The 14339-nt window shown below is 56.9% G+C and carries 15 protein-coding genes; 6 read left to right on the forward strand and 9 right to left on the reverse strand.

Annotated elements, in window-relative coordinates:
• Positions 1 to 159: 159 nt before the first annotated feature.
• The 6 genes from VSQ30_RS16155 (at position 160) to VSQ30_RS16180 (ending at position 4598) form a co-directional block, all read left to right on the forward strand.
• Entirely contained in the window at positions 160 to 1044 is an 885-nt protein-coding gene (locus VSQ30_RS16155; RefSeq protein WP_334465434.1) for a helix-turn-helix transcriptional regulator, read from the forward strand.
• A gap of 113 nt (positions 1045 to 1157) precedes the next feature.
• Entirely contained in the window at positions 1158 to 1328 is a 171-nt protein-coding gene (gene fdxA, locus VSQ30_RS16160; RefSeq protein ID WP_160577953.1) for a 4Fe-4S ferredoxin, read from the forward strand.
• A gap of 89 nt (positions 1329 to 1417) precedes the next feature.
• The gene (locus tag VSQ30_RS16165) at positions 1418 to 2143 is read left to right on the forward strand and encodes a tRNA1(Val) (adenine(37)-N6)-methyltransferase (protein ID WP_160642433.1); all 726 of its coding nucleotides are present in this window, start codon (positions 1418 to 1420) and stop codon (positions 2141 to 2143) included.
• A 141-nt stretch (positions 2144 to 2284) separates the two neighbouring features.
• The gene (rsmI, locus tag VSQ30_RS16170) at positions 2285 to 3148 is read left to right on the forward strand and encodes a 16S rRNA (cytidine(1402)-2'-O)-methyltransferase (protein WP_334465438.1); all 864 of its coding nucleotides are present in this window, start codon (positions 2285 to 2287) and stop codon (positions 3146 to 3148) included.
• On the forward strand, positions 3145 to 3798 hold the full coding sequence (locus VSQ30_RS16175) for an HAD family hydrolase (RefSeq protein WP_334465443.1): 654 nt from the start codon (positions 3145 to 3147) through the stop codon (positions 3796 to 3798). Before rsmI ends, VSQ30_RS16175 begins: the two co-directional genes overlap by 4 nt.
• A gap of 14 nt (positions 3799 to 3812) precedes the next feature.
• Positions 3813 to 4598 carry a sugar phosphate isomerase/epimerase family protein gene (locus VSQ30_RS16180; protein WP_334465446.1) on the forward strand — a complete coding sequence of 262 codons (786 nt, stop codon included), beginning with the start codon at positions 3813 to 3815 and terminating at the stop codon, positions 4596 to 4598.
• Between the two features lie 243 nt (positions 4599 to 4841).
• Here VSQ30_RS16180 and VSQ30_RS16185 read toward each other — a convergent pair whose 3' ends face one another.
• The 9 genes from VSQ30_RS16185 to flhB all read right to left on the reverse strand — a co-directional run bounded on the left by VSQ30_RS16185 (position 4842) and on the right by flhB (position 14269).
• Positions 4842 to 6104, reverse strand: a complete 1263-nt coding sequence (locus tag VSQ30_RS16185; protein WP_334465449.1) for an EAL and HDOD domain-containing protein — start codon at positions 6102 to 6104, stop codon at positions 4842 to 4844.
• A gap of 58 nt (positions 6105 to 6162) precedes the next feature.
• Entirely contained in the window at positions 6163 to 7101 is a 939-nt protein-coding gene (locus tag VSQ30_RS16190; protein ID WP_237076222.1) for a chemotaxis protein, read from the reverse strand.
• A gap of 27 nt (positions 7102 to 7128) precedes the next feature.
• A complete protein-coding gene (locus VSQ30_RS16195; RefSeq protein ID WP_160642428.1) occupies positions 7129 to 7617 on the reverse strand; it encodes a chemotaxis protein CheD in 489 nt (162 codons plus the stop codon).
• Positions 7610 to 8236: a chemotaxis protein CheC gene (locus tag VSQ30_RS16200; protein WP_334465456.1), complete on the reverse strand. Its 627-nt coding sequence runs from the start codon at positions 8234 to 8236 to the stop codon at positions 7610 to 7612. Before VSQ30_RS16200 ends, VSQ30_RS16195 begins: the two co-directional genes overlap by 8 nt.
• A gap of 141 nt (positions 8237 to 8377) precedes the next feature.
• Positions 8378 to 9127, reverse strand: a complete 750-nt coding sequence (locus VSQ30_RS16205; RefSeq protein ID WP_334465458.1) for a flagellar hook-basal body protein — start codon at positions 9125 to 9127, stop codon at positions 8378 to 8380.
• 55 nt (positions 9128 to 9182) lie between these two features.
• A complete protein-coding gene (locus tag VSQ30_RS16210; protein ID WP_160642426.1) occupies positions 9183 to 9932 on the reverse strand; it encodes a flagellar hook-basal body protein in 750 nt (249 codons plus the stop codon).
• A 66-nt stretch (positions 9933 to 9998) separates the two neighbouring features.
• The gene (locus tag VSQ30_RS16215; protein WP_160642425.1) at positions 9999 to 10775 is read right to left on the reverse strand and encodes a sigma-70 family RNA polymerase sigma factor; all 777 of its coding nucleotides are present in this window, start codon (positions 10773 to 10775) and stop codon (positions 9999 to 10001) included.
• On the reverse strand, positions 10772 to 12877 hold the full coding sequence (gene flhA, locus VSQ30_RS16220) for a flagellar biosynthesis protein FlhA (RefSeq protein WP_334465464.1): 2106 nt from the start codon (positions 12875 to 12877) through the stop codon (positions 10772 to 10774). Before flhA ends, VSQ30_RS16215 begins: the two co-directional genes overlap by 4 nt.
• Positions 12878 to 13204: 327 nt before the next feature.
• Complete coding sequence (gene flhB / locus VSQ30_RS16225) at positions 13205 to 14269, reverse strand: flagellar biosynthesis protein FlhB (protein WP_334465467.1); 1065 nt, start codon at positions 14267 to 14269, stop codon at positions 13205 to 13207.
• Positions 14270 to 14339: the final 70 nt, after the last annotated feature.

Genomic DNA, 14339 nt, shown 5'->3' on the forward strand with positions numbered 1-14339 from the left:
TGAAAAGGATAACTTATAAGCAGTTGGAGAAGAATCTGCCAGCCTGGACATTTCCTTATGGTTTATGGTATAATCATACCCGAACAGTCCTGAGATTTCTACAAGAAAAACATCTGCTTTTATAACAATCGTATTTTTCCCACAAAGGAGGGGTGTCCTGTGGCTCAAATCCACCGGCGGGAGGACGATTCGGAAATCATGTACTATAACGATCCCGAGGTTCCTTTTTACGTCAACGACAATTCCCGCCTTTCCATGTTCCCCAACCGGGAAATGCTTGCCCACTGGCACGAGGACGTCGAGTATATCCACGTGCGGGAAGGGAAAATGGCTTACCATGTCAACGGCGTGGAAATCCCCCTGGGCGCCGGCCAGGCTGTGCTGATAAACGCCCGGCAGCTTCACCATGCCCAGGCCACCAGCGGGGAGGACTGCGTCTACCTGGCAGTGCTGTTCCGCCCGGAAATCCTCAGCAATAACATTGCCCTGCGCAGCAATTATATCGATCCCGTCATAAGCGCCCATATCCCCTACCTGCTTCTGGAGGAAAGCCATCCCCTCTGCGCCTGCCTGGACGAAGCCGCCCGGCTCCACCGGGAAAAGGCCACTGCCTTTGAGCTGCGTGTTTTAAGCCAGCTCAACCAGATGTGGGCCTTGTTCTTCCAGCTTGTCCAGCAGGAAAGCAACGCCGGCCCGCCTCCCCGGTCCGACCCGGACGTAGCCGTACAGAAGCAGATGGCAGACTACATTTACCGCAACTACCCCCGCAAGCTCACCCTGGGGCAGATAGCCCAGGCCGGCGGCGTGTGCAAAAGCAAGTGCTGCCAGATTTTCAAAAAATATTTCCGGAAAACCCCCGGCGAGTTCCTCATGGCCTACCGCCTGGAGGCCGCCGCCCACCTGCTGCGCACCACCGGGCAGTCTGTCACGGAAATCGCCTATGCCTGCGGGTTCAACAGCCCCAGCTATTTCACAGAAGCCTTCCGCCGGGAGCATGGCTATCCCCCCCGCCGCTTCCGCCGGCAGGCCTCCGGGGAAAAATAACGGCGGTTTTTCGTGGAAAACAGAAATTCCCTGCTGGGAAATGGGCTGTGGGCATTGCAATTTTCAGAAAATGTGATATAATGTGGGTGTAAAAATATATGGAGGTGTTCCCTATGCCTTATGTTATCAATGACGAGTGCATCGCTTGCGGCGCTTGCGCCAGCGACTGCCCTGTTGACGCCATCTCTGAGGGCGACGGCAAGTACGTAATCGACGGCGATACCTGCATCAGCTGCGGCGCTTGCGCCGGCACCTGCCCCGTAGGCGCTCCTGTCGAGGGCTGATTGGCATTGCCAAACAAGAAAAGCGGAGTCTGGGAAGGGGGCTTTCCCTTTTGCAGGCTCTCTTTTTGTATACAGGAAGGGGGTGCGCCATGGAACCGCGCTGGGAAACCCTGGCCCCGGGCTGCCGGGTGCAGGTGACAAAAGAGCACAGCTTTAATACAGACACCCTGCTGCTGGCAGATTTTTCCAAGCCAAACCCCGGGGAGTCCTGCGCAGACTTTGGCACAGGCTGCGGAGCCATCCCCCTTTTGTGGGCCGCCCGGGGAAAGCCCGGGGCTGTGCGGGCCATAGAGCTGCAAAAAGAGGCGGCGGCCCTTGCGGCGGCTTCGGTCCAGGCCAGCGGGCTTTCCGGCGTCATCACGGTTCTACAAGGGGATGTGCGGCAGATAAAGTCCCTCCTGCCCCACGAAAGCCTGGATTTGGTGGCCTGCAACCCGCCCTACCAGGCAGCGGGCACAGGCCTTTTAAGCCCCAGCCCGGCCCGGGCCTTGGCTCGGGTGGGCAGCACCCTCTCTTTGGAAGAGCTGGGACGCTCCGCGAAATTTGCCCTGCGGTATGGGGGCAGGCTCTGCGTCTGCCTGCGTGTGCAGCGCCTGGCCCAGGCAATCCTGGCCTTTGGGCAGATGGGCCTGGAGCCAAAGCGCCTGCGCCTTGTGCAGCAGCGCCTGGACAAAGCCCCTTACCTGTTCCTGCTGGAGTGCCGCAAGGGCGGGAAGCCCGGCCTGGAGATGCAGCCCGCCCTGCTGCTGGAACATCCCGCCGGCGCCCCCTCCCCAGAGCTTTTGGGGATATACGGGGACTACCGCACAACATAAATCATGTAAGAAGGACAAGCATACTTGCACTGGTTATTGTGATACAAGAAAAATTCCCTGCATGGTTTTAGGGTCAACCCCCTTTTTCAAAAGGGGTTGCAGGGTATGGGACAGAGTCCCATGAACTTAGGAGGGCGGCACATGCTGGAAAAAGGCGCGCTATACATAGTGGGCACACCCATTGGGAACCTGGGAGACTTCTCCCCCCGGGCCAGGGAGGTGCTGGGGGCAGCGGACTTCATCGCGGCGGAGGATACCCGGGTAACCCGGGGGCTGCTCACCCATTTCGACATCCACAAGCCCCTCATCAGCTATTTCGAGCACAACAAGCTGGACAGGGGGGCGCAAATCCTGTCCCGGCTAAAGGAGGGCGAAACCTGCGCCCTGGTTTCCGACGCAGGCATGCCTGCCATCTCCGATCCCGGGGAAGCCCTGGTGGCCTCCTGCGCCCGGGAGGGCCTGCCCGTATACGTGGTGCCCGGGCCAACGGCGGTGATTTCCGCCCTGGCTGTCAGCGGCCTGCCCACCGGGCGCTTCACCTTTGAGGGCTTTCTAAGCGTCAATAAGCGCAGCCGCCGGGAGCACCTGCTGGCAGTGGAAAAGGAGGAGCGCACCATGGTTTTCTATGAAGCCCCTCATAAGCTGCGCAAAACCCTCTCCGACTTCTCTAAAACCTTTGGGCCGGACAGGCCCATAGCTGTGGTGCGGGAGCTTACGAAAATCCACGAGGAGGTGTGGCGCACCACCTTAGGGGAAGCCGCCGCCCGTTACCGGGAGCAGGAGCCGCGGGGAGAGTATGTACTGGTTATCAAGGGGGCCTCCCCCGCCCTCCAGGAGGAAAGCGGACCCTCCTTGGAGGAAGCTGCCGCCCTGGCCCGGGCGCAGATGGAAAAAGGCCTTTCCCCCAGCGCCGCCGCCAAGGAGGCCGCCAAAGCCACTGGCCTGCGCAAAGGGGATATCTACCGGATGATAACCGAAGAAAAAGGAGAGGGGGAAAGCCTGTGAAGCCTGCATACGTTATCTGGGACTGGAACGGCACTCTGCTGGACGATGCCCAAACCTGCGTAGACACCATGAACGCCATGCTCAGCAGGCGGGGCCTGCCCCTTCTCACCATGGCCCGCTACCGGGAGATTTTCACCTTCCCTGTGGAAAACTATTACCGCGCCGCCGGCTTCGATTTCGCAAAGGAGCCTTTCCCCCTGCTGGCGGAGGAATATATCCGCCCCTATAACCAGGCCGCCGCTGCCTGCGGCCTGTGCCCCGGCGCAAAGGAAGCCCTGGAGCAGCTTAAAGCCTGGGGCGTGGGACAGGCTGTGGCCTCTGCCTCCCATCAGGAGGCCCTGGAGGAACAGGTAAAAGCCCTGGGCATTGAGGGTTATTTTGACGCACTCCTGGGCATCCGGGACGTGCTGGGCGCTGGGAAAGCCGGGGTGGCCCAAAGATACCTCCAGGCCCGCTGCCTTTCCCCTGGGCAGGTGTGGTGCGTGGGGGACACCCTCCACGACTGGGAGGTGGCGGCAAAGATGGGCTGCCGCTGTGTGCTGGTGGCCCAGGGCCACCAGAGCGCCGGGCGGCTTGCCCAGTGCCACGCCCCTGTCCTGCCCTCCCTTTTCGACCTGCCCGCCTTTTTCCAAAGCCAGGAAAAACCATAAAGGAGGAACCCATTATGATAAAGCTGGGTGTATGCACAGGAGTTGAAAACGCCAAAGCTCTGGCCCAAGCCGGCTTTGATTACATCGAAACCAGCCTCAGCGCCGTTGCCGCCATGTCTGAGGAGGGCTTCCAGCAGGCCGAGAAAACCCTTCTGGAATCGGGCCTTGCCTGCGAAGCCATGAACGTGATGATGCCGGGGGAAATCCCCCTTACAGGCCCCCAGGCAGATGTATCCCGGGCCGGGGAATATCTCTCTCGGGCCTTCAGCCGTGCCCGAAAGCTGGGTGCAAAGGTTATTGTCTTTGGATCCGGGGCCAGCCGCCGGGTGCCGGAAAACTTTCCCCATGAAAAAGCCTTCCGGCAGCTAGGGGATTTCCTCACCCTGGCAGACGGCCTTGCCAGGGAAAACGGCCTGCGCATTGCCATAGAGCCTTTGCGCCGGCAGGAGTGCAACATCCTTCACTTCGTCTCGGAAGCCCTTATCCTGGCCTCCCTGCTCCGGCTTCCCCATGTAGGCGTGCTGGGGGATACCTACCACATGGCCGCTGGAAACGAACCCCTTTCCGCCCTTGCAGAGGCAGGGGAACTGCTGTGGCACGTCCACATGGCAAGGCCCCAGAACCGGGCCTATCCCAGCAGGCAAGACCCGCAGCAGGATCAGGAGGCTTATGCCTCCCTCTTTTCCACTCTGCGGGCCATGGGCTATGAGGGCCGGGTAAGCGTGGAAGGCCAGTGCGCAAACTTCCTGCCCGATGCTAAAGAAAGCTTTGCCTTGCTTAACAGCCTGCGGCGGGCCTGACAGCCATAAAGAAAGGAACAGCATGTATGCACATACATGCTGTTCCTTTCTTATAAATGGCAACAGATATAGTAAACACAACTCAAAAGGAGCTTTTCTCCCTTTTAAATTGCGCCCACTATACAAGAATGGAAGATTGAAGGTTTTAGGAGATTCCTAAGAACCCCTTTCCTTAAAAAGGGTTCTTAGGCGGGGTTTGGGGCGGTGCCCCAACCGCCAGAGACATAACCGCGGCAAGCGCTCTTACGCCTCCTCTGCCGAGGCGTAAGATTCCATCTCCGTAAGCTGCTTCCAAATCATGTTTACTTCCTCTGTGCAGCTAAAATAGGTGCTGGTGAGAAGGTTTGTGGCAATGCCCAGCTTTTCCGCGTACACATTGATGTTTTTCCAGTCTGCCCGCTCATAGCTGATGGCCAGGTCATACAGCGCGCCGCAGCGGCCCTCGTGGCGCAGCAGAGCGTCCTTAATCTCCTCTGCCACAGGCACAGTAGAAAGGATTTCCTCCAAAGGAGCGGCAATGAGGTAATCCAGGGTGGAGAACATGCCCATCAGGTAAGCGTCTGTGCGGCTGATAGGCATATTCTTTGCATAGCGCATCAGCTCGCTGCAGAAGCTGGCCCGCATAAAGGAAAGCTTCAGGAATTCCTCCGAATCCGGGTCAATTTCGTTTTCCGCGTTGCTGGCGCTCAAAAGGTAAATCCACTGTTTAAGCTGCCCAATGCCCAGCGTCATAATGGCCTGCCGGATAGTGGTAACCCGGCTGGTGGAGAAATAGGCTGTGTTCGCCACCCGCAGCAGGCCATAGGTCAGCGTGGCGTCTGTGGCGATAATCTGCTCTATCTCCTCCATATCCGGCTCTTCCTGCACCACAGCCACCATCAGCCGGAAGAAGTTGCTCTGGAGATACCCGCTGGTGTGGGCCTTGGTGGCAAGCTTCTGGGCCACATAAGAGCCTTGCATAGCGTCCACGCCCATGGAAACGGCTTTGTTATAAATTTCCTCCGTCTCCACCTGGGTGGCAATGCACTGCTTATTCATGCTGTGGGCCATCTCAATGATGTTGCGCAATGAAGCGTCGGCAGTTGTCTCAAAGTTCAGCTTGATGTAATCAATCTCCCCCATCAGCGCCATGTACCGGGGAGAAAAGCGGAACTCGTTCACCGCAATCTTATACCCATCCCTGGCGAACTGCTGCACAAAACGCATGGCAAAGGGGTGGATAATCACGCTGTCATCTATCTGGATGACAAGGCTCTCCTTCCCAAAAAGCCGGGGGGCCTTGCGCATCAGAAGGTTTGTGGTAAATGTCATGAAGTGGACCGGGCCTTTTAGGGAGCGCTCCACGTTTTGCAGCAAAAAGTTATATACCGTATCCGCCGCGGCAAAGTCATTTGTGGCCTCTTCATTGCCATATGCCTGGTTCTCGCCATGATACAGTATCTCATAGCCTATCACCTGGCTGCCCGCATTTTTAATAGGCTGCCGCACAATATATTTTTCTCTCATAGAGCCTCCTCATATCAGGCGTTTTCTCTAAAAAACCGGCCTGCTTCCCCCGGCAGTGTCAGGCTGTCTCGCCCTGCGCCGCCTTTTCCTGGAGAAGGCCGTCCATAACGGAAACCAGCCGCCCAATTTCAGGCTTGGTAAGCTGCTCGTTTGCCCCCAGCTCTTCGCCCTTAATACGCATTTCCTCGCTTATCAGGGAGGAGAAGATGATCACCGGGATATGCTTTAACTCTGGATCATCCTTCACAAGCTTTGTCAGCCTGTGTCCGTCCATCTGGGGCATTTCAATATCTGTCACAATGAGGGACACATCGTTGTCAATGGTGCCATGGCGCTTGCTTTCCAGCAAATGCTCCCACAGCTCCCTGCCGTTGGGGAACATGCTCAGGTGGGTGTAGCCCGCCTTTGTCAGGGCGTCCCGGATCATGCGGGAAAGGAGGATGGAATCCTCCGCTATGTAAATGGGCTGAAGGTTCCGCTCCCGGGGGCCCATCTCGTCAATTTCGCTTATCTGGATGGAGGTTTCCGGGGCAATCTCCGCCACAATTTTCTCAAAGTCCAGGATAGTCACCAAATCCCCGCCGCACTGGGCAATGCCTGTGGCCACCCCGTCGTCGCCGCCGCTGATGGTCTTATCCGGCTTCTGGATTTCCGTCCAGGAAATGCGGTTAATGCCCACCACCGTATGCACCCGGAAAGCCAGGGTCATTTTATTGAACCCCGTTACAATAAACAGATCCTTTTCCTTTGGCTCGCATTCCTCCACGCCCAGGTACTTAGGCAGGTTTATCACCGTAATCACCGCGTCCCGGGGCTTGAAGATCCCCTCCACCGCCATATGGGTGTGGGGCATGAATTTTACCGGCGCAGAGATCATGATTTCCGTCACCTTCGCCACGTTGATGCCGTAAAGCACCCCGTCAATGGTGAACTCCATAATCTCTATTTCGTTGGTACCAGATTCCAGCAGGATTTCATCATTCATGATGGCCGCCATTACACTCGCTCCCTTTCTTCTCCTGAGTCAAATCACATAGTCCGCCTTGCCATAGCTGCGCACCGTCACCTTCCCCGTACCCGGGTCAAAGGAGATGGTCCGGGCTGTAGTGCCCCCCAAATCTTCTGCCAGCAGGGGTATTTTCTCAGCCCGCAAAATCATATGTACGCTGTCGGCGTTGCGCTTGCCGATATTCCCCAGGGCGCTCCCCTGGGCTGTTTCAAACATTTTCGCGCCCCCGGCAACCTTTGCCACAATGTTTGCCCGCCGGGCGCCCCTTGCTTCCATCTGCTTCAGGGTTTCCCGTATGCCTGTGTCCGCGTATTTCATGGTATTCTTCCGCCCCGCCTCCATATTGATAGGCAGCATAATATGGATAAGCGCGGAAAGCTTTGTCCGCTTGTCTTGCAGGCAGATGCCGATACAGGATCCCAGCGCGTATGTTATAAGCTCCTCTCCATACTGCGCCATCTTCATGTCGGCTATCTTCACCACCAGCTTTTGTCCGTTAGCCATTTGTCACGCCCAACTTACGCAAAAGATAATTGAGGCCCCGAATCTCCGGGGAAAGCAGCAGCCTGCAGGGGAGCTCATAATCATCACAGGTAAAATTGCCGCCAATGGTCATCAGGTAATCCGTCTGCCCGCCATATTCCGCCATGGGCACTGCCAGAATGGCCCCTTGCATGTCCACGGTGAGGCTGGGCACGGTCAGTTCCATGGTTACGCCGGACAGCCCGGACAGGGCGTTGATGAAGGTGGAAATCATGATGTTCCCCACCTCTACCAGGGCAGAGCGCTGCAGTTCGTCCAGATGCTCGAACTCCTCCACCTTGTTGTCAAGCATACATTCCAGCACCATGTTTACAAACTCCAGGGGCAGCACGGAAAGCATAATGCCTCCAATGTCCCCGCCAATGCGCACCAGCACCCCGGCCGTCACATTCTCCGGGCCGCCTATCCAGTCGATAGCCTCGTTATACTCCATAATGCGCACCTCCGGCATGGTAATGCGCACCCGCCGGTTCAAAAGCCCGGAAAGGGCTGTGGCCGCGTTGCCCGTGCCAATGCTTCCCACTTCCCGCAGGGTATCCATTTCCATGCTGCCCAAGTCGTCATAATTCTTAATTTCCATATGGTTCCTCCTCTCAGAGGCCCGCATTCCCAGCCCCGCAGGAGAACGCCGTCCTGCCCGTTCTGTTCAGGCATTCCAGCCTTTCCTGTCTGGCTTTTCCGCCCGCCAGGCGCCATGCCAGCCTCGATTTTTTCCTCTTTTTTAGCGCAGGCCGTTTACTGTGGTTTCGATTTCGTCCGAGGTCTGGATCATTTTCAGCGCATAGCTGAAAGAGCGCTGGGACTCGATAACCTTCACCATCTCATGGGCCAAATCTGTGTTGGAGCGCTCCAGATAGCCCTTCACCAGCTTTCCCTGCCCCATCTGGAGCTGCCCGTTTTTCTCTACAGGCACAAAACGGTTGCGCCCCACATGCAGCATCCCGTTGGTGTTCACAAAGTCGAAAATGCCAATGGGCAGTTCGCTTTTTTCGTTCTCCTCTGTCAGTTCAATCAGCCTGCCGTCACGCCCCATGACAAAGCGCCCGTCGCCGTCTGACAGATACCATTTTGCTTCCTGGGTGGGTTCCCCGGTGTCCGGATCCACCGCCCCCTCCACATAAAATTCGGCCTTGGTAAAGGAGCCGTCCCGGGTGTAGCTGTACTCCCCGCTGGCAGGATCCCACAAAGCGAAAAAGCCGTGGCCCTCAATGGCGTAATCCAAATCAAGCCCTGTGTCCGCAAAGCCTGTGCTGCCAAAGTCTGTGTCCGCGCCCACCATATAGGTGCCGGTGCCCCGGGGCAGCTCGTCGGCCTGCGCCCCGGCAATGAAATCATACATCAGCGCCGCGAAGGAAGGCTTCTTGGCCTTGAAGCCATAGTTGTTCACATTGGCAATGTTGTTGCCATGGACATTCAGCCGCTCCTGCTGCTGCCAGGCCCCCACCGCCGCTGTATAGAAGGATTGGTTCATTGTTTTATGCCCTCTTTCCCTGTGTTTATAGAACCGCGCTCATTGCCCGGCAGTTTTACTGCAGCCGGCCCACATCTGTGGTGGCGTGGGTCATCACCTGATCATACATTTTGGTGAGCTGCGCCGCGCTCTGGTAGGCCCGCTGGGTAGACATCATTTTCACCATCTGCTGCACCATGCCCACGTTGGAGCGTTCCACCATGCCATGAAGCACCCTGGCAGTGCCAAGTTGGGGTTCCCCCCCGCCCACAAACAGGCCCCGCTCGTTTTTGGTCAGCTCCCCGTTGTCCGCAAACTCGTAAACGCCGATCTGCCCTAAGAAGCCGCCGTTTTCTGTGTAAATCCTGCCGTAATCGTCGGCACGCACCTTGTCTGTCACCAGCAGGATTTCCTCCCGGTTAATGTCCAGCACCCGCCCAAAGCCCGGCAGGGTAAGATACCCCTCGTCATCCAGGGTGAAGTTGCCGGCCCGGCTGTACGCGATGCCGTCCCCCGTCTGAATGGCGAAAAAGCCCTCCCCCTCTATGCCGAAATCCAAAGGCATGCCTGTTTCATCAAAGGCGCCCTGGGTGTAATCGGTATAAAGCTGGCTGGGCACAGTGGCATAGCTGATGCCGCCGATATCCGTATAGATTTTCTCCTTGTTGCCTACGCGGCTCCACATCACCTCGTCAAAGGTCTGCCCTGTAAAGCAGTCCTCCTTAAAGCCGGAAGTGGCCACGTTTGCCATGTTGTTGGAAATGACATCCAGGTTTTTGCCATGGGTAATCATCCCGGACGCCAGGTTGTAAAAGCCTTTGAACATTTCCTTTTCCTCCCGAAAAAGATTTCTGAAATTGGTTTGGGGGGTAAGTCCGCCCCTGCCGCAGCCTTACCCGCTGCGCATATAGTCCTCCATCAGCACCTTCAGCTTCTGCACAGCCCTGGCGTGTATCTGGGACACCCGGGGCGCGCTGATTTCCAGCACTGTGGCAATATCCTTCATTTTCAGGTTCCGCTCATAATAAAGGGACAGAACAAGCTGTTCGTTGGTTTTCAGGGTGCTGACAGCTTTTGCCAGGGTGTTCACCAGCTCTTCCCCCATCAGCGCCTGCTCGGGGTGCCCCCCGCTTTCCGGATCCGCGGCGGCCTCCCAACTGTCATTGCCCTCGAAAACCTCGTCTAAAGACAGGATGTTGTGCAAGGAGGCGTTTGCCATGGCCTCCCGGTATTCCTCTATGGTAATGCCCAGCTTTTCCGCCACTTCGCTGTCGCTGGGCATTTTCCCCGTCTGGTTATACATTTCCGTTACAGCCTTGTCAATGCGCTGGGCGCGCTGCCGCACTGTGCGGGGCACCCAGTCCTGCTGCCGGGCCAGGTCTACAATCATCCCCCGGATGCGCTTTGCCACATACATTTCAAAGCGCCCCTTCTCCGGGTCAAATTTATCCACCGCGTCGGCCAGCACAATCAGGCCTTCGTTGATGATGTCGTCCAGTTGCGTGAAGCTGCAGAACACGCCCCGTATCTGCAGGGCTATGCTGCGTATCAGCCCCGTATACCGTAAGGCGATTTCCCATTTCAAATCCTGATCCCGGGTTTCCCCGTACAGGGCGAAAAGCTCCTCGGTGGTCATTTCCTCATAAGGCTTCCGGGCGGAATCCGTCATGTGCCCACCGCCCTTCGCACGTTTGCCCCCTGCTGCATGGTCACGTTGCCGATAGACTGGATCTGCACTGTGCCCACAATTTCACTGAAGGAAAGCACGTAGAGGTTGTTGAAATACTGGGACAAAAGCCGGCTGAGATAAATGCGTATCACCTGGCTGGTAAGCAGGATGGGCGACTGGTTCAAATCGCCAAACTTGGGGATGTGCTCCGCAAGCTGGGTGATAACAGTCTGTATCAGCTCCGGCTCCATTGCCAAATAGATGCCGTGGTCGTTTTTCACCAGGGAAGCCACAATCTTCCGCTCCACCTCCGCGTCCAGGGTCATGGCCCTAAGCTGCCCGTCCTCGCAGAAACGCCGGGTGATGGTGCGGCTCAAAGCGCTGCGCACGCTCTCCGTAATAATATCCGGATCCCGGGTGGTGTTCATGGCGTCCACCATGGTTTCCAGGATGGTTTCCATGTCCCGGATGGGCACGCCCTCCATCAGGAGGTTCCGCAGCACCTTTTCCAGCATGGCATAGGAAACCACTGCCGGGCAGGCCTCCTCCACCAGCTCCGGGGATGTATTCTTCAGGTTCTCCACAAGCTGGATCGTCTCCGAACGGGTAAGCAGCTCGTGGGCATGGCGCCTGATGGTTTCGGAAAGGTGGGTCAGCATAACGGACAGGGGGTCGATAACCGTATAGCCGTAAATCTCCGCCATCTCCTTGTTCTCCGGCAGAATCCACCGGGAGGGGATGCCGTAGGCCGGCTCCACTGTCTCAATGCCGTCAATTTCTCCCAGGGGCTTGGCAGGCTCCAAAGCCAGGTAGTAGTCCACCAGGATTTCGCCCTTTGCCACTTCCTCTCCCTTCACGCGCACCACATACTGGTTGGTGCCGATAATGGAGCTGTCATGCATACGCACGGTGGGCACCACAAAGCCCATCTCCTGGGCATACTGCCGCCGGAAGATAACCACCCGGTTAATCAGCTTGCCGCCGCTGCTTTCATCCACCAGGGGGATAAGGCTGTAGCCCACCTCCAGCTCAATCGGCTCCACAGAAAGCAGGGAGTACACGTTGCTGATATCCTTATAGTAGTCAGACTCCGCAGGCGCGGCCTCCGGGACCTGCTCCAGGGCAGCAGCCTCCTCGGCCTCCTGCTCCTGCACCTGCTTGGCCCTGCCGCTGCGGCTAATCATGAAGCCCATGGCAAAGATAACGCTGGCCACTATCACCAGGGGGACAGTGGGGGTGTTGGGGATAACCGCCAGGAACACCAGCGCCGCTGCCGCCGTCATCAGCGCCCGGGGCTGGGCCTTGAACTGTCCCAGCACGTCGCTGTTCAGGCTGCCGTCGGAAACAGAGCGGGTGACAATCATGCCGGTGGCGGTAGAAATCATCAGGGCGGGAAGCTGGGAAACCAGGCCGTCGCCAATGGTGGCGGTGGAGTAAATGGAGGCCACTGTCCCAATGTCCTGGCCGCCCTGCACCACGCCGATCAGGATGCCGCCGATAAGGTTTATCAGGGTAATGATAAGGGACATCACCGCGTCGCCCTTGACGATTTTCGTAGCGCCGTCCATAGCGCCGTAAAAGTCGGATTCCTTCTGGATTTTCGAGCGGCGCATACGGGCTTCCTGCTCGTCGATTACGCCGGTGTTCAAATCCGCGTCAATAGCCATCTGCTTGCCAGGCATGGCGTCCAGGGTGAAGCGGGCGGCAACCTCGGCCACACGCTCCGCGCCTTTGGTGATAACGATGAACTGCACCAGCACAATAATAAAGAATATGATGAAGCCAATTACAATGTTGCCGCTGGTGATAAGCTGCCCAAACGCAGCAATAACCTGTCCCGCGTTGCCCCCGTTTGACAGAATCAGCCGGGTGGAGGAAACGTTCATGCCTAGGCGGAACAGGGTGGTGATGAGCAGCAGGGAGGGGAAAATGGAAAATTCCAGGGCCTCCGATATATTCATGGTGATAAGAAGGATTATCACGGAAAGGGCTATGTTGATGACCAGAAGGACATCCAGCATAAAGGTGGGCAGGGGCAAAATCAGGAACAGCACCACTACCACCACAAACAGGGAAACCGCGTTGTCCAGTATCCGCTTCATGGGCATCCTCCCTTCCTTTTTCTGGACTTGCTTAAAGGGTACGGTCTATTATATCATAAACTCCCGGATAAATAAAGACTATCCTGCGGCATTGCGGGAAGAAATATCTGCCATGCCGTCAAAATGCATAAAAAACGCGCCTGCAAGCCTGTTCCCTATAAAACCTGCCTTTGCGAGGCGGTGAAAAACCTGCTGTTTTTCTGCAAAAAACTGCTGGTTTTTGGGAAAAAGCGGTGGTTTTGTAAACATTTTGTCATTTCTGAAACCATTTTGTCACCTTTTGTGCTGCCAGAGATTTGGCAGAAATGCACAAAGGTAAAAGGCCTTTTATCCGGGCAGCTTGTTTGCCAGTTTAAACACATACACCAGCACTTCCGCCACCGGCCCGTACAGCGCCGGCGGGATCTCCTGGTAAAGCTCCGCGGTGTCATAAAGCGCGTGGGCCAGGGGGACGTTTTCGATGGTGGGGATTTCGCACTCCTCGGCTTTCTGCACAATGCGCATGGCCAGCTCATCCTGGCCCTTAGCCAGCACCTTGGGAGCAGCGTCCTGCCCCGGCTTATAGGCCAGGGCAATGGCGTAATGGGTGGGGTTGCGGATAATGACATCGGCCTGGGGCACCTGCTGCATCATACGGGCCTGGGCCATCTTCCGCTGGATCTCCTTAATCTTCCCCTTTACCTGGGGGTCGCCTTCGGTCTGTTTATATTCTTCTTTTATTTCCTGTTTGGACATTTTCATTTTCCGCTCGTGATCCCACCACTGGTAGAGGAAATCAAAGCCTGCCAGAGCGGCGAAGGCCAAAATTACCTTCAAAAGCATAAAGAAAATGGCTTCCAGCAAGTAGCCGCAGGCTTCCGGCAGGGCAGTGTAGAGGAAATTGCCGGAAACGCGCACCAGTTCTTCCACGCTGGTGTAAATCAAGTACAGCAGGATGCTGATTTTCAAAAGGCCCTTCAGGGCCTCCACGATGCTGCGCAGGGAGAAAATCCGCTTGATGCCCTGGGCCGGGCTTATGCGGTTGAACTTGGGTTTTAAAAGCTCCCCGGTGACCAGCAGGCGGGTTTGGGCAAAGGTGGCTGACACCGCCATCAATACGGTGATTGCCAGCATCAGCCCGGCGGTCTGCACGAAAATGATGGCGCCCTGCACCACAATCTCTCCCAGGAATTCTTCTATGGCTACGCCTTCCGCCATCAGGCCCAGATAGGAATAAGTATAGCGGAACATGCCTTGCAGCTTCTCCACATAGGTGGGGAACAGCACCCGGATCATCATGACGCTGCCTATGAGGGTTGCCACTGCTATCACGTCCTGCACCAGCAGCACGTTGCCTTTTTTCCGTTCGTCACGCCTTCGTTTCGGCGTGGCCTTTTCGGTTTTGTCTCCCACAGTGTCCCCCCTTTGCGCTTCCCCGCTTTTGCGGCGTGCTTGCCTGCCCCCGCGCCCCCCTCAAAAACCT

This window comes from Acutalibacter sp. JLR.KK004, assembly GCF_036941085.1.
Taxonomy (GTDB): domain Bacteria; phylum Bacillota; class Clostridia; order Oscillospirales; family Acutalibacteraceae; genus Acutalibacter.

Excerpts from the sequence above, each read along its gene's own strand:
- fdxA (WP_160577953.1), top strand. The coding sequence starts at position 1,158 with ATGCCTTATGTTATCAATGACGAGTGCATCGCTTGCGGCGCTTGCGCC.
- VSQ30_RS16165 (WP_160642433.1), top strand. The coding sequence starts at position 1,418 with ATGGAACCGCGCTGGGAAACCCTGGCCCCGGGCTGCCGGGTGCAGGTG.
- rsmI (WP_334465438.1), top strand. The coding sequence starts at position 2,285 with ATGCTGGAAAAAGGCGCGCTATACATAGTGGGCACACCCATTGGGAAC.
- VSQ30_RS16180 (WP_334465446.1), top strand. The coding sequence starts at position 3,813 with ATGATAAAGCTGGGTGTATGCACAGGAGTTGAAAACGCCAAAGCTCTG.
- VSQ30_RS16185 (WP_334465449.1), bottom strand. The coding sequence starts at position 6,104 with ATGAGAGAAAAATATATTGTGCGGCAGCCTATTAAAAATGCGGGCAGC.
- VSQ30_RS16190 (WP_237076222.1), bottom strand. The coding sequence starts at position 7,101 with ATGGCGGCCATCATGAATGATGAAATCCTGCTGGAATCTGGTACCAAC.
- VSQ30_RS16195 (WP_160642428.1), bottom strand. The coding sequence starts at position 7,617 with ATGGCTAACGGACAAAAGCTGGTGGTGAAGATAGCCGACATGAAGATG.
- VSQ30_RS16200 (WP_334465456.1), bottom strand. The coding sequence starts at position 8,236 with ATGGAAATTAAGAATTATGACGACTTGGGCAGCATGGAAATGGATACC.
- VSQ30_RS16205 (WP_334465458.1), bottom strand. The coding sequence starts at position 9,127 with ATGAACCAATCCTTCTATACAGCGGCGGTGGGGGCCTGGCAGCAGCAG.
- VSQ30_RS16210 (WP_160642426.1), bottom strand. The coding sequence starts at position 9,932 with ATGTTCAAAGGCTTTTACAACCTGGCGTCCGGGATGATTACCCATGGC.
- VSQ30_RS16215 (WP_160642425.1), bottom strand. The coding sequence starts at position 10,775 with ATGACGGATTCCGCCCGGAAGCCTTATGAGGAAATGACCACCGAGGAG.
- flhA (WP_334465464.1), bottom strand. The coding sequence starts at position 12,877 with ATGAAGCGGATACTGGACAACGCGGTTTCCCTGTTTGTGGTGGTAGTG.